Annotated in this window: 11 protein-coding genes; 3 read left to right on the top strand and 8 right to left on the bottom strand. The window is 74.3% G+C overall.

What is annotated here, in order from left to right:
• Positions 1–125 precede the first annotated feature (125 nt).
• Positions 126–977, bottom strand: a complete 852-nt coding sequence (locus tag AMK16_RS03570) for a class I SAM-dependent methyltransferase (RefSeq protein ID WP_073908397.1) — start codon at positions 975–977, stop codon at positions 126–128.
• Between the two features lie 513 nt (positions 978–1,490).
• Between AMK16_RS03570 and AMK16_RS03565 the strand changes: the two genes are divergently transcribed.
• Positions 1,491–2,117 carry an endonuclease gene (locus tag AMK16_RS03565; RefSeq protein WP_073908395.1) on the top strand — a complete coding sequence of 209 codons (627 nt, stop codon included), beginning with the start codon at positions 1,491–1,493 and terminating at the stop codon, positions 2,115–2,117.
• Positions 2,118–2,311: 194 nt separating this feature from the next.
• Here the strand turns inward: AMK16_RS03565 and AMK16_RS03560 are convergent, their stop codons facing one another.
• The gene (locus AMK16_RS03560) at positions 2,312–3,955 is read right to left on the bottom strand and encodes an AMP-binding protein (RefSeq protein WP_274535332.1); all 1,644 of its coding nucleotides are present in this window, start codon (positions 3,953–3,955) and stop codon (positions 2,312–2,314) included.
• A gap of 204 nt (positions 3,956–4,159) precedes the next feature.
• Here AMK16_RS03560 and AMK16_RS03555 point away from each other — a divergent pair, with 204 nt between their 5' ends.
• On the top strand, positions 4,160–6,271 hold the full coding sequence (locus AMK16_RS03555; RefSeq protein ID WP_073908392.1) for a SpoIIE family protein phosphatase: 2,112 nt from the start codon (positions 4,160–4,162) through the stop codon (positions 6,269–6,271).
• A gap of 295 nt (positions 6,272–6,566) precedes the next feature.
• On the opposite strand, the gene AMK16_RS03550 is transcribed toward AMK16_RS03555, so the two are convergent.
• The 6 genes from AMK16_RS03550 to AMK16_RS03525 form a co-directional block, all read right to left on the bottom strand.
• Positions 6,567–7,454, bottom strand: coding sequence for an isocitrate lyase/PEP mutase family protein (locus AMK16_RS03550; RefSeq protein WP_073908390.1), 888 nt, complete (start codon positions 7,452–7,454; stop codon positions 6,567–6,569).
• Between the two features lie 213 nt (positions 7,455–7,667).
• The gene (locus AMK16_RS03545) at positions 7,668–9,161 is read right to left on the bottom strand and encodes a glycoside hydrolase family 18 protein (RefSeq protein WP_073908389.1); all 1,494 of its coding nucleotides are present in this window, start codon (positions 9,159–9,161) and stop codon (positions 7,668–7,670) included.
• Positions 9,162–9,294: 133 nt separating this feature from the next.
• Positions 9,295–10,080, bottom strand: a complete 786-nt coding sequence (locus tag AMK16_RS03540) for a tRNA(His) guanylyltransferase Thg1 family protein (RefSeq protein WP_073908387.1) — start codon at positions 10,078–10,080, stop codon at positions 9,295–9,297.
• A 252-nt stretch (positions 10,081–10,332) separates the two neighbouring features.
• Positions 10,333–10,587 (bottom strand): hypothetical protein, encoded by a 255-nt coding sequence (locus tag AMK16_RS03535; RefSeq protein ID WP_073908386.1) that lies wholly within the window; start codon positions 10,585–10,587, stop codon positions 10,333–10,335.
• 154 nt (positions 10,588–10,741) lie between these two features.
• Positions 10,742–11,842, bottom strand: coding sequence for a PP2C family protein-serine/threonine phosphatase (locus tag AMK16_RS03530; protein WP_073908384.1), 1,101 nt, complete (start codon positions 11,840–11,842; stop codon positions 10,742–10,744).
• Between the two features lie 217 nt (positions 11,843–12,059).
• Positions 12,060–12,860, bottom strand: a complete 801-nt coding sequence (locus AMK16_RS03525; RefSeq protein WP_073908383.1) for a LysR family substrate-binding domain-containing protein — start codon at positions 12,858–12,860, stop codon at positions 12,060–12,062.
• Positions 12,861–12,918: 58 nt separating this feature from the next.
• Between AMK16_RS03525 and AMK16_RS03520 the strand changes: the two genes are divergently transcribed.
• Positions 12,919–13,335: a DUF5997 family protein gene (locus AMK16_RS03520; RefSeq protein ID WP_199885334.1), complete on the top strand. Its 417-nt coding sequence runs from the start codon at positions 12,919–12,921 to the stop codon at positions 13,333–13,335.
• Positions 13,336–13,786: the final 451 nt, after the last annotated feature.

Here is a 13,786-nt window from a genome sequence, read left to right as displayed (position 1 = left end):
GGACCCGACAGGCCTCCGGGGTCACCCGTCGAGACCCGGGCGGCGCGGGCCTCGGGCGCCGGCAGGCCCCGGGCGGCGGCCAATCCGTCAGGCGCTGGCCGGCCCGTCAGACTGTGGCCGGTCCGTCAGACGCCGGCCGCTCCGTCAGGCGGTGGCGGGGCGGCCGGTGGCCGGCGGCCTCGGACCGCCCAGGCGCGGGCGCGCAGGGCGATCGAACCGTCCTGCGCGACCGGCAGGGAGGCGCGCAGGCGCTCCCGCAGCCGGTCGCGGCCGGGCGAGGCGAGGGAGGCGACGTAACCGGGCGCGGGCCCCTGGCCGGCCAGGAACGGCTCCCAGAGGTCCGCGAAGCCGCCGAACACGGTGCCCACCCCCAGCGCGGCCACCTCCACGTCAGCCAGCCCGGCCTCCTCCCACAGTGCCCGCAGCGGCTCCGGCCGGCACAGCGGGAACCTGCGGCCCTCGTCCAGCGGCAGGGCCGAGGCGTCCACCGCCGTGGCCGCCTCCCAGAAGTACCGCAGGAGCTCCATGCCCCCGGCGTAGTCCCATACGTAGGCGGCGACCGTTCCACCGGCCCGTACGACCCGGACCGCCTCGGCGACCGCCCGCCCGGGCTCGGGCAGGAAGTTGAGCACCAGCCCGCTGACCACGCCGTCGCAGGCCCCGTCGGCGAAGGGCAGCGCCTGTGCGTCGCCCACCACGCACGGCGCACCCGGGGCGCCGTGCGCCGAGGCGGCGAAAGCCGCGTAGGCGGGGGAGCGCTCCAGCCCCACCACCTCCCGGGGCCCGGCCCCGGGGGCCGGCGGCGCGGCCAGCGCCGCGGTCAGGGCCCCGGTGCCGCACCCCGCGTCCAGCCACCGACCCCCGTCCCCCGGATCGAGCCACGCCACGAACCGGCCGGCCAGCGGACGGCTCCACCGGCCCATGTACCGCTCGTACGCCTCCCCGGCGGCCCAGCTGTCGTACCGGTCCTCGGTCATGGTCCGGACGTCCGCCTCCCTCCCACCGGCCGCGCCGCGTGCGTGTACCGGGCGACACGATGATGGCCCCCCATCCGCGCCGTGTCCCGCACCCCGGCCGAACACCCCTGGGGGTATCTCCCGGGCCGAGGCGGGCCGAGCCAGGCCGGGCGGGGCCCCGGCCCGGGGCGGGCTGATCCGGCCTGCACACCCCGAGGCGCAGGAGCTCGCGACGACCGGACGTGACTCGGGGTGCTCCGACGACACCGGGGGCACCTCCCAGCGGTAGCCTCCCTGACGGGAGGTGCGGTGCCGGGCAGCGCGGACCGGGCGGGACTCGTCACCACAGGGCCCAAGGGCCGTCCCATGATCCCCGGTGGGTCGGCGCACGGCGGAGGGCGCCCCGTACCGGGCGTATTCGGGCGTTCCGAAACAACGCGGCGAGGTGCCGAATCCGGCGTCGTGCGCCCGCCCCGGGGATCACGGGGCAACCCTTAGGCTCGTGACGTGGCAGCGGACACCTCCCAACGGGCTATGACACGACGACTCCTCGACGCATACGGCCGGACCCACGCCGAGGAAGCGGGCATCCGGCTGCGCGACATGCCCGCGCCCCTCTATCAGCTGCTGACGCTCTGTGTGCTGTTCTCCGTCCGGATCAAGGCGGACATCGCCGTCGCCGCAGCCCGGGAGCTGTCCGCGGCAGGGATGCGCACCCCGCGGGCCATGGCCGCGGCCGGCCGCCAGGACCGGGTGCGCGCCCTCGGCCGCGCGCACTACCGCCGCTACGACGAGAGCACGGCCACCGCGCTCGGAGAGGGCGCGGGACTCCTCCTCGACCGCTGGCGCGGGGATCTGCGACAGCTTCGGGCGGCGGCCGACGGGGACCCGGCCCGGGTGCGGGACCTGCTGAGGGAGATCCCGCGGATCGGTCCGGTGGGGGCGGACATCTTCTGCCGGGAGGCACAGGGCGTGTGGCCCGAGCTGCGCCCGGCCTTCGACCGCCGCGCCCTGCAAGCGGCGGCCGGGCTGGGACTGCCGGGGACGCCCGAAACGCTGGCGGCCCTGGTCGGCGCCGATGAGCTGCCGCGGCTGGCAGCCGCCCTCGTCCGGGTGGGCCTCACCCGCGGAGCCGCCGCCGGCCTGCGCGAAGCCGACTGAGGAAACCGCCGTGCGGTGCTGCCCCGGCGGCCGCGGCAGGGACGAGCCCGCGCGCCCTGCGCGGAGCAGCCCGAGGAGGCCGCCGTACGGTACTGCCCCGGGCGCGGCAGGGACCCAGGTCCGGTCCGCAGGCGCACACCGGACCCCCACGGCCCATGTCCCACGGAGCCAGGACAAAACGCCTGCGCCTACGCCTACGTCTGCGCTCTGTCGGACGGCAGGTCCAGCAGGCGGGCCGCCGCCTCGCGCATCTCGATCTTGCGGATCTTCCCCGTGACGGTCATCGGGAACTCCTCCACCACGTGGACGTACCGCGGGATCTTGAAATGGGCCAGCCGGCCCTCGCAGTACGCGCGCACGCTCGCTGCGGTCAGTGGCTCCGCGCCCTCCCGCATCCGCACCCACGCCATCAGCTCCTCCCCGTACTTCGGGTCGGGCACGCCGATGACCTGTACGTCCAGCACGTCCGGGTGGGTGTGGAGGAACTCCTCGATCTCGCGGGGGTAGAGGTTCTCGCCGCCCCGGATGACCATGTCCTTGATGCGGCCGGTGATGCTCAGGTAACCGTCGTCGTCCATGACCGCCAGGTCCCCCGTGTGCATCCAGCGCGCCGCGTCGACCGCCTCGGCGGTCCGCTCGGGCTGACCCCAGTAGCCGAGCATGACCGAGTAGCCGCGGGTGCACAGCTCGCCCGGCTCCCCGCGCGCCACCGTCCTCCCCGACTGCGGATCCACCACCTTCACCTCCAGATGCGGCCCGACCCGGCCGACCGTGGACACCCGGCGCTCCACGGAGTCGTCCGCCCGCGTCTGCGTCGACACCGGCGAGGTCTCCGTCATTCCGTAGCAGATGGACACTTCGGCCATCCCCATCCGGTCGATGACCTCCTTCATCACCTCCACCGGGCAGGGCGAGCCCGCCATGATCCCCGTCCGCAGACTGGACAAGTCGTACCCGTCGAAGCCGGGCTCCGCCAGCTCGGCGATGAACATCGTCGGGACCCCGTACAGCGACGTGCACGCCTCCGCCTCCACCGCCGCCAGCGTGGCCACCGGGTCGAACGACGGCGCGGGGATCACCATGGCCGCGCCGTGACTGGTGCACGCGAGGTTCCCCATCACCATGCCGAAACAGTGATAGAGGGGCACCGGGATGCAGACGCGGTCGTGCTCGGTGTAGTGACACAACTCGCCCACGAAATAGCCGTTGTTGAGGATGTTGTGGTGCGAGAGGGTCGCACCCTTGGGGAAGCCCGTGGTCCCCGAGGTGTACTGGATGTTGATCGGGTCGTCCGGGCTGAGCGCGGCCTGCGCCCGGGCGAGGTCCGCGGGGTCGCCGCGCCGGCCGCGCTCCAGCAGCGAGGACCACAGCGGCCCCTCCAGCAGGACCACGAACTCCAGCTCCGGACAGCGCGGCCGCACTTCCTCGATCATGGCCGCGTAGTCCGAGGTCTTGAAACGGTCGGCAGCGGCGAGCAGCCGGATCCCCGACTGCCGCAGGACGTACTCCAGTTCGTGCGAGCGGTAGGCCGGGTTCACGGTGACGAGGACCGCCCCGATCCGCGCCGTCGCGTACTGCACCAGCGTCCATTCAGCGCGGTTCGGGGCCCAGATGCCGACCCGGTCGCCCTTGCCGATGCCGAGGTCCAGCAGGCCCAGCGCCAGGGCGTCGACGTCGGCGGCCAGCTCCGCGTACGTCCACCGGCGTCCGGCGGCCATGTCGATCAGGGCGTCCCGCTCCGGGAACCGCCGGACGGCACGGTCCAGGTTCTCGCCGATCGTGTCGCCCAGCAGCGGCACGTCACAGACCCCCGACGCATAACTCGACTCGCAGGACACACGGATCTCCCGGACTCGCAGGCGGTGCGCGGGACCCGGCGGCCCGGCGTCCCCTCATGATCCCCGCCGCCCGCAGCGGTGGCCAGTCCCCGGACGGGCGGGAGCGCCGGCCGCGCCGGACCCACCGGCCGCCGGAAGCGCTGAGGTGGGTCCCCGGGACGGGTAGGGGGCAGAATTGACGGGAAGCCCGAAAGGGGGCGTCTGGTGCCGACGGTTCCGCCGGGGGGCGAGGATGCCCCTGGCCTCCTGAGGTCAGAGCCGGGCACGCTGCTGGAGCACGTGGCAGTGGCCGTCTTCGGGCTGGATGACCAGCACCGCGTCTGCTATTGGGGGCCCGGCGCCCAGGGCCTCTTCGGTTATCCGGCGGACACCGTGCTCGCCCGCCCGGCGGACGTCCTGTTCCCCGATCCGTCCCCGGGCGCCGGCAGCCCGGCCGCCCAGCTGACGGAACGCGGACGGACCCTGGGGTACTGGCGGGTACGCATGCCCGTCGTCCACCGCGACGGGACGGTCTTCGACTGCGGCTTCCGGGTCTTCCCCGTCACCGGCCCCGGCGGCAGCTCCGTCGTCATGGGCCTGGCCAGCCGCGGCGAGGACCTCGACCGGGTGAAGACGAACCTGGCGTTCCTCGACGCCCTCTTCGAGACCTGCCCCATCGGCCTGGTCATGCTCGACGAGGAGCTGCGGTACGTCCACCTCAACCAGGCCCTGGCCGACATGGACGGCATGTCCATCGGCGACCACCTGGGCCGCCGCATGTGCGACGTCATGCTCACCTCCGACGGGGGCGAGTACGAGCGCACGCTGCGGGCCGTTGCCGAGGAGGGCCGCCCGGTGGTCGGCACCCTCGTGGGCCTGCGCACCCCGGGCCGTCCCGACCGGGACCAGGTCCGCTCCGTGAGCCTGTTCGCACTCAGCGGGGCCGTCGACACGCGGCCCGGGGTCGGCGGCCTGCTGGTGGACGTCACCGACCGGGAGCACGCCATCCTGGAGGCCACCGCCGCGCGCCGGCGGCTCGCCCTGCTGGACCGGGCCGCCGCCCGCATCGGCACCACCCTCGACCTCCACGTGACCGCACAGGAACTGGTCGACACGGCGGTCCCGGACTTCTGTGACGGCTCCGTCGTGGAACTGGTCGAATGGGCGGACGAGTCGGAAGCCTTCGATCCGCAGCGGCCCCTGGTGACCCGCCGCATCGCGTCCGGGACCAGCCTGCCACCGCCCGCGGAGGAACTGGTCGGCGGCCTGGAGCGCGTCACCTACCCACCGGGCTCCGCCATCCACGCCATGCTGCGCACGGGCCGGCCCCTGTCGGTCCCCGTCAACGAGGACTTCGTGACCCGGACCGTCGCACACCGGGAACGCGCCCGGCTCCTGCGCGACAGCGGACTGGCCCGCATCCTGGTCGCCCCGCTCGTGGCCCGGGGGACGGTCCAGGGCATCACCATGTTCGGCAGGTCCTCGGCCCGCCCGGTCTTCACCGAGGAGGACCTCGCCCTGGCGGCGGAGCTGGCCTCGCGCGCCGCCCTCTGCCTGGACAACGCCCGCCTCTACAACCGCGTCCAGGACATCGCGCTCACCCTCCAGAGGGCCCTGCTCCCCAGTGCCACGGGAGCGGGCCCCTACGTGCACGTCGCGCACCGGTACCTGCCCGGCGGCCACGTCACCGAGGTGGGCGGCGACTGGTACGACGTGATCAGCCTGCCAGGCGACCGGGTGGCCCTCGTCGTGGGGGACGTGATGGGGCACGGGGTGGCGGCGGCCGCGGCCATGGGCCGGCTGCGGATCACCACCAAGGCGCTGGCCCGCCACCACCCGGACCCGGGGGCGCTGCTCGCCGAACTCGACACCTGCGCCCATGACGCCGGAATAGAACTGGCCACTTGTCTCTACCTGCTCTACGACCCCGCGACCGGGACGGCCCTGATGGCCAACGCGGGACACCCGCCGCTCCTGGTCCGCCGCCCGGACGGCGCCGTCGAGACGGTGGCCCCCGCCTGCGGGGTGCCGCTGGGCGTGGGCGGCTTCCCCTTCCCCACGACGGAACTGGAGCTCCCGGAGGGCTCCACGCTGGCCCTGTACACCGACGGTCTCATCGAGACCAGGGGCCGGGACATCGACGCGGGGATGGACGCCCTGCGCGCCCAACTGCGGGGAGCCGAGGGCACCATGGAGGAGGCCGCCGACCGGATCCTGGCGAACCTGCTCCCCGCCGGCCCGGCCGACGACACGGTCCTGGTCCTGGCGAAGGTCGGCCGGGTCCCCGGCGGCGTCGTCGGTCCCGCGGCCGCCGGCCGCGGGCCGGCCGGCACCTGAGCGGTACCCCGCCCTCAGGGCGGGGGTGGCGGCCTGCGCGTACCGGGGCGGGTCCCTGCCCCGGCGGGCTCGATCCCCCCCGTCGCATGCCCGTGGGAACGGCTTCCCGCCCGTGTGCCGTCCGCGTGGAGGGCCATCGGTATGCCGGCCGAAACCGGGTCGCCTTCCCGGTCGGGACGGGGGTGACTCGCGGCGCCGGCCGGGACGGGGTGACTCGCGGCGCCGGCCGGAACCGGTGACCGTGGCGAGCCGCGGCCCGGGCGCGCCCGGGCCGCTGTCGGCGCCGGCTGGGCAGTCAGCGGGCCGGGGAGGGGAGGGCGGCCGGGCGGGGACGCCCGAGGTTGCGGGTCAGCAGGTCGGTCGAGAGGGCGACACCGACCGCCGCGCCGTCGACCGCCGCGCCGTCGACCTCCGGCAGGCGGCCGTCCCCGGACTTCAGCTCGGTCAGCGCGGCCTCCATGGCCCGGTGCGCGGCGAACAGGCAGGGCGTGCTGTAGACGGCCGCGTCCACGCCCAGGCCGGACAGCTCCGTGAGCGAGAACCGCGGTGACCTGCCCCCGGCGATCTGGTTGAAGAGCAGCGGCTTGTCCCCGGCCGCGGCCCGGATGCGCTCCAGCTGCGCGGAGCTGCGCACGCCGTCCACCAGCACCATGTCGGCGCCCGTCGCCGCCAGGGCCCCGGCGCGCAGCAGCATCTCCGGCTCCTGCGTGGCGTCGGTGCGCGCCACCACGAACAGGTCCCCGCGCGCGTCGAGGACCCGCTCCAGCTTGTCGAGGTACTGCCCCAGCGGCAGGATCTGCTTGCCGTCCGCGTGCCCGCAGCGGCGCGGGCGCTGCTGGTCCTCCAGGACGACGCCCGACGCCCCGGCCCGCTCCAGCCGCCGCACCACGTGGGCGGCCACCTCCGGGTCGCCGTACCCGTCGTCGATGTCCACCAGCAGGTGGTGGCCGGGGAACGCGGCGCGGAGCCGTTCGGTGAAGGCCACCATGTCCGGCCAGGCGATGAAGCCGATGTCCGGAAGCCCGTAGAAGGAGGCGGCGAAGCCGAAGCCGGAGACGAACAGGCCCTCGTAGTGGCCGGCCGCCACCGAGGCCGAGTACATGTCGTACACCCCGATCAGGGGTGTCGTGCCGGGCTCCGCCACCGATGCCCTCAGCGCCGTTCCGAACTGCCCGCCCACCATGACGCAGCCTCCTCACCTGCCGGGCCGCCGATCGGGCCCGGTCGCGGCGATCCTCGCGGGCCGGGCCGGCGCAGGAACGATCCGGCCGATCCGGCCGCGGCGGCTTTCACCCGGATGAGCCGCCCGGCCCCGACCACGGCCCCCCGCGCCGCACGAGCGGCACGGCGGACCCTCCTGCGCCGGCTTGCGGCGGGTATCGCGCCTGCGGTGCGGCTATTTCAGCGCCGCGAACGCCCTGGTGAAGGCCAACGGCTGCTGGAGGATGGAACTGCACGTCGGATCGGCATAGTTGACGGCTCCCGCCGCGCACTGCCGGTCCCGGGCCGCGGACCACATCGCGAGGCGGCCGATGCCCTTCGCCGCCGCGAAGTCCACGAGCTGCGAGGCGTCCGAGACGCTGAAGACCTCGCTCGCGACGTCGTTCACGCCGATCATCGGGGTGACGGCGACCGCCTTCCAGGCCGCCGCGTCGGACAGCCCGAGCACGCCCTTGAGCTGACCCTGCGTGGCCGTCGCCGCCTGGATCGCGTACTGCCCCATGTCGCCGTTGTACGCGGGCCCGTAGTCCATCGCCATGACGTTGACGGCGTCGATCCGCACGCCGTTCTTCTTGGCGTCGGCCAGCAGCGCCACGCCGGGCTGGGTCAGCCCCTCGGGCATCACGGGCAGGGTGAAGGCCACGTCCAGGCCCGGGTGGGACTTCTGCAGCCGGGCGATGGCCTGGGCGCGGCGCGCGTTGGCCGCGGTGTCCGGCAGGGCCGCGCCCTCGATGTCGAAGTCGACCTTGGTCAGCCGGTACTGGTCGACGACCTTGCCGTAGGCGGCGGTCAGATCGTCCACGGTGGCGCAGTTCAGGGCCAGCTCGTGTCCGGCGGCGCCGCCGAACGACACCCGGACGTCGCCGCCCTGGGCCCTGAGGGCGCCGATCTGGGCCGCGACCTTGTCGCTCGCGAGGTCCGTGGCCCCGCCCCACAGCGGTGCGCAGCCACCCGCGGAGGTGATGAAGGCGAGGTGGAACTCCTTCACGCCGGTCTTCGCCGCCGTGTCGACCAGGTCGTAGGCGGGATACAGCGAGGTGTCCACGTAGGGGGCGAAGCGCGCGCCGCCGGGCGTGCCGGGAACGGGCGCGGTGGCGGTGGCGGTGGGCGTGGCGGTCCGGGTCGGCTGCGCGGAGGTGGTCGGGGCGCCGGTCGTCGCCGTGGGCGCCGGCGTGGAGGTCGGCGTGGGGCGCACGGTGGGCCGCCCGCTCGGGCCGGCCGTGGCGCCCTGGTCCACCGAGCACTTCAGCCCGTTGATGCGGCAGCCGGTCGGGTTGCCCGGGGTGCCGGATCCGCTGGTCACGAAGCCGACGGTGACGGAGGCCCCGGCCGCCAGCTGCCCGTTCCAGCTCGCGGGCCGCACCGTGACGTGCTGCCCGTCGACCGTGTGGGTACCGTTCCACAGGGAGCCGATGCTCACCCCGGAGGGCAGGTCGAACTGGAGCGTCCAGCCCGACTGGGCCTGGCCGGTGTTGTTCGTGATGACGTACTGGCCGGTGTAACCACCGCTCCAGGAACTGGACTTGGTGTACACGGCTCCGACGGAGCTGGCCTGGGCGGTCCCGGTGAACGCGAAGGCCGCCCCGCCGATCACCGCCGCCGCCACGATCGTGCCCGCGGCCTTCGCGGCCCGGCTCGTCCTGCGTCGGTGGCCCACTGTCCTGCTCATGGCGTCCTGCCTCTGTGTTACTGGGGAGTTGGTGATGAGGCAGCACGCTAGCCGCCCCGAAACGGACATCCGTTCGTTTCGGGGCGGTGCTGACGAACCTTAGGTTCCGCTTAAGGCGGCGGTAAGAAAGCGCTCAGGAAGAGGTGCGGGAGAGGACCGGGAGGGGCGGGATGAGGCGGGCCGGCCAAGCCGCCGGGTCGGCCGTGAAACGGGGGGCGGCCGTCACCTCCCACCAGGAGCGGGCCGTCGTCGCCTGCTCGGTGCGCCCGGTCCGCCCGTCGACGTACCCGGCCTCGCGCTCCCCGGAGTGCCGCACGGCGACCTGGCCCCGCTTGCACGCGTCCGGGTAGTCGTTCCAGTCGATCCGCTTCTGCGACCAGAGCAGTTCCCGCATCGCGCCGGTCGACACCCGGTGCAGCCGCTCGTGGGAGAAGTGCGCCTGCGCGGCCATAGAGATGCTGTTGCGGACGGCGTCCCGCTGCCGCCACACGAAGTAGTTCGCGACCTCCACCGGGTCGGACATGGTGAACAGGCGGGCGTCGAAGAGCGCCCGCCTGCCGGGCCGCCGTTCGTTGAGGACCGCGGTGGCGAGCGAGGCGGCCACGGTCAGCTGCTTGGCGACGACCCCGCCGAACCAGGGCTCCGTGCCGGGCGACGCGAAGTCGGTCAGGAGCAGGCTGATCTCGTCGGACTGGGTGTAGGCGAGGGCCGCTCCGGCCGCCTCGGCGCACAGCGCCTCGGTCACCGCGGCCATGTCCGCGGTGAAGGACATGTCGAAGGGCTTGTCGGCGTCGCGCAGGTAGGTGCGGAAGGCGCGGCCGTCGAGCCGCAGGATCGTGTACGTGCGGCGCGGCAGGACCGCACGGTGCGCGGCCTCGTACCGCTTCATGCGGTCGCCGAGTGCGGTCGAGTCACCCATGGTGTGCCCCCTGACGTGAACGTCGCACCCAGCCTATCGGCCGGCACCCGGGCCGCCCCGCCCGTTCCTGCCCGATCCGGAATCTCCCCTGTCATATGCCTACCGGCCCGCCCGCGGCCGTGCTTAAGGTGTGGCTCCGGACCAACCCGGGCCCGCCGCCCTCCCGGCTCCCCACGGGAGGGCTGCCGCGCGCCCGGCGGTGCCTGGTGGTGCCTGGTGGTGCTTGGTGGGCCCGCCAGTGCCTCTGGGGTCTCAGGGCAGGTCGGCGGGTGGCGGTCCGGCCTCGGCCTCGTACACGTGCGGTGCGTCGACCTTCCAGCCGATCGCGGCCGAATCCCCGAGCACCAGCTCGTCCGGGTCCGGCAGCTCGATGCGCCGGAGGAACTCGATCACGTCGGCGTCCGAGTGGGCGACGCCGAGGATGGTGTCATGGCCCTGGATCCGGATGGTCACCCGCCGCCCGCCCGAGGCGGAGACCGGGTGGACGACGATCGGCGCGTGTTCCATACGTCCAGACTGGGGTCCCCCGCCCGGCGCGGCACTCCGAACGCAGCGTTCGGCGGGCAGCGGGCAGCGGGCAGCGGGCAGACGGCGGCAGCGGGCGCGGGCAGCCGGCCGGCCGGAAGCCAGGGAGGGGCCCGCCCCGACCGGCAGGGCACTCCTATGCGAGCCGCTCGATCGCCACCATCGCGGCGTCGTCGCCGAGGGTGCTGCCGGCCGCGTGGGCGAGCAGGTCCGTCCGCAGCCGGTCCAGGAGGGCCCGGGGGCGCAGGTCCGACCAGGCCGCCGCCCGCTCGGCGAGCGGGTAGAACGCCCCCGTCCGGTCCCGGGCCTCCAGAACCCCGTCCGTGTACAGGAGCAGTACGTCCCCCACCGCGAAGGGGAAGTCCTGTGCGGTGACCGAGGACGGCGCCAGTGCGCCAAGACCCAGCGGCGGCGCGGGCTGCTCCACCGCCAGGAGGACGGGCGGGCGGCCGCGCCGCAGTACCAGCGGCGGCGGATGGCCGCAGCTGACGAGGTGCACCAACGGCTCGGCGTCCGGGATGTCCAGGACGGCCGCGGTGATGAAGCTCTCGCCCTGGCCCCCGGAATCGTCCAGGTCGGGGGAGACCGCCGCTTCCAGGTAGCTCACCAGTCCCGGCAGGCCCGCCTCCTGATGGGCGGCGGCCCGGAAGGCGCCCAGCACGAGCGCCGCCTCGCCGACGGCCTCCAGCCCCTTGCCGCGGACGTCCCCGACGATCAGCCGGGTCCCGGTGGCCGTCCGGGCAGCGGCGTAGAGGTCTCCGCCGATCTGCGCCTCGGCCGCCGCCGCCAGGTAGAGGGAAGCCACGTGCAGCGGGCCGATCCGGTCGCGCAGCGGCCGCAGCACCACCTGCTGCGCGGTCTCGGCCACCGACCGCAGCTGGACCAGCTCCCTCTCGTGCACCTCGCGCAGATGGGCGAAGAGCGTCACGAACACGGAAATCATGATCAGCGCGACGATCTGGAAGGTGTGGTTCAGGTCGGTCAGGGTGGTGCGCGCCATTGCCACGGCCACCTGCGCCACGACGGCGACCAGGCCGACGAACCCGGTCATCCGGGGGCCCGCGAACGAGGCCGTCACGGCCGGTGCGGCGACCAGGAAGGGACCGAGGTGGACCTCGGGCGGAGCGAGCACGTCGACCACCGTCACCAGGGCGATCAGTGCGAAAGGGACCGCCAGCTGCGCGTGGCGCACCTGCCGGGACCGGTGGCGGGGAGCACGCGACGGCCGGTTGTCCATGCCTCCTGCATACACCGCGTCGCGATCCGGACCCGCCAGACCCGGCCGTCGCGGTCCGCCACTGTCCCGGCCGGGCCCCGGCGCGGTCGCTTCGCGGCATCCGCCACTCCGGCGACGCCGCTGCGCGGCGCCCGGTTCCGGGGCGGCCCTGACCCCGAGGCTCCCGCTCCCGTGGTCTGCGGGGCGGCTGCGGCCCCGACGCTCCCGCTCCCGTGGTCTACGGCCGGCGGCGGGGCTTGCCGCTCCTGCCGCCCTTGGGGCCACCGGAGCTGCCGGCACTCCCGCGGGCGCCGCCCTTGCCGGCGGGCTTTCCGGAGGCGGACTTGCGCTGTGCGCCACCGCCGGCGTCAGCCCGCTTCGCCTTCGCCTTGTCCTTGGCCTTGACCTTCGGCTGCGCCGCGCCCTGCTGCCGGCCGCGCGTGCTGTTGACGGTCCGCCCGCGCACGATGCCGATGAACTCCTCCACCAGATCGGTGGTCTCCTCCTGCGGCCACGACAGTGCCACGCGCGACTCGGGGGCGTCCGAGACCGGCCGGTAGGTGAGGTCCTTGCGGTGGTGCAGCCGCGCGAGGGACTGCGGTACGAGGAGCACGCCCACCCCGGCGGCCACCAGCTCGATCGCGTCGGCCGTCGTGGCAGGACGCTCGATCGCGGGCAGTCCCGGCAGCCGCTCCCAGTCGAGCGTGTCGTCGAGGGGATGCAGCACGATCTGGTCGGCCAGGTCCCCCGTGGACACCTCTTCGACCGCCGCCACGAGGTGGTCCTTGGGGATCACTACCACCGTGGTCTCGGTGTAGAGGGGGATCGCGCTGAGATCGGCCCCGTCCACCGGAAGCCGTACGAAACCGGCGTCGGCGTCACCGTCGCGCAGCGCGCCGAAGGCCTCGGTGGGGGACACCGCCACCAGGGTCAGCGGGACATCGGGCAGTCGCTCGTTCCAGATCCGGATCCACTTGGTGGGTGTGACCCCGGGGACGTAAGCGAGCCGGAACGAATGCGGTACTTCCGAGCCTGTCACCCCGCCAGGTTACCGGTCGTGGTCGGAGGTAGCGCACATGCTCGATACCCTTGACACCATGACGTCGCACCAGAACACCCAGACGATGAAGCCCGCAACCGCGGCGAAGAAGCTGGGCGTGTACCTCGAGGCCACCCCCGCCGAGTTCCAGGAGGGTGTCGTCTCGCGCAGTGAATTGAGTGCGCTGCAGGCCGACCCGCCCGAGTGGCTGCAAGAACTGCGCCGCAACGGGCCGCACCCCCGTCCCGTGGTCGCGTCGAAGCTGGGCGTCTCCATCGCCGGCCTCGCCCGCGGCGGGGTCACCGAGCCCCTCACCACCGAGCAGATCGAAGAACTGAAGAAGGAATCCCCGGAGTGGCTCCAGCGCGAGCGCGCCACCCAGGCCGACGTCCGCAAGGAAGCGGTGCGCATCAAGGAGAAGAACGCCGCCAAGAGCGCCGAGCGAGCCGGCGAGGACGGCGAGGCGCGTCCTTGATCTCGGCTCGCGTCCGGTCCTGAGGCCCGTCCCCTTCGGGGGCGGGCCCGGCCGGCGGCCGGCGCAAGGCCCATAGCAGTCGGCGGGCCCACCGCACGCCGGCGGCGTCCCGCCCGGCGAAGGGCTCGTCGGAGGAGCAGCACCGGGGGATCGCCCAGCAGCGCCGCGGGCAATGCGCTGCCGCTGCCGCTGCGTGGGGCAGTACGTCCGCACCCGCCGCCGCGACTCCTGCGACGGGCCCGCCTCCTCCAGCACCTCCGCCACCAGCCCCGGTCCGGCGCCTCGGCCGCGGGCGAGCGCCGACAGCTGCGCCGCGGGCGTACGCCGGCCGCGCTGTGCGTCGGCGGCCGACAGCGCCCCGACCCGGTGCGGGCTGCGGGGCCGCCGGGACCCCGCCCACGGCGGCCGACCCCGCCGTCCGAGCCCTCCGACCCCAGGACCAGCCGGAGCG

It is taken from the genome of Streptomyces sp. CB00455, assembly GCF_001905445.1.
Classification (GTDB): Bacteria; Actinomycetota; Actinomycetes; order Streptomycetales; family Streptomycetaceae; genus Streptomyces.
The sequence above is the reverse complement of the archived record's forward strand: the minus strand, read 5'-3'. Positions and strand labels throughout refer to the sequence as shown.

What these genes read in the sequence shown, in the direction of transcription:
- AMK16_RS03565 (WP_073908395.1), top strand. Translation starts at nt 1,491, where the DNA reads ATGACACGACGACTCCTCGACGCATACGGCCGGACCCACGCCGAGGAA.
- AMK16_RS03535 (WP_073908386.1), bottom strand. Translation starts at nt 10,587, where the DNA reads ATGGAACACGCGCCGATCGTCGTCCACCCGGTCTCCGCCTCGGGCGGG.
- AMK16_RS03570 (WP_073908397.1), bottom strand. Translation starts at nt 977, where the DNA reads ATGACCGAGGACCGGTACGACAGCTGGGCCGCCGGGGAGGCGTACGAG.
- AMK16_RS03540 (WP_073908387.1), bottom strand. Translation starts at nt 10,080, where the DNA reads ATGGGTGACTCGACCGCACTCGGCGACCGCATGAAGCGGTACGAGGCC.
- AMK16_RS03550 (WP_073908390.1), bottom strand. Translation starts at nt 7,454, where the DNA reads ATGGTGGGCGGGCAGTTCGGAACGGCGCTGAGGGCATCGGTGGCGGAG.
- AMK16_RS03520 (WP_199885334.1), top strand. Translation starts at nt 12,919, where the DNA reads ATGACGTCGCACCAGAACACCCAGACGATGAAGCCCGCAACCGCGGCG.
- AMK16_RS03545 (WP_073908389.1), bottom strand. Translation starts at nt 9,161, where the DNA reads ATGAGCAGGACAGTGGGCCACCGACGCAGGACGAGCCGGGCCGCGAAG.
- AMK16_RS03530 (WP_073908384.1), bottom strand. Translation starts at nt 11,842, where the DNA reads ATGGACAACCGGCCGTCGCGTGCTCCCCGCCACCGGTCCCGGCAGGTG.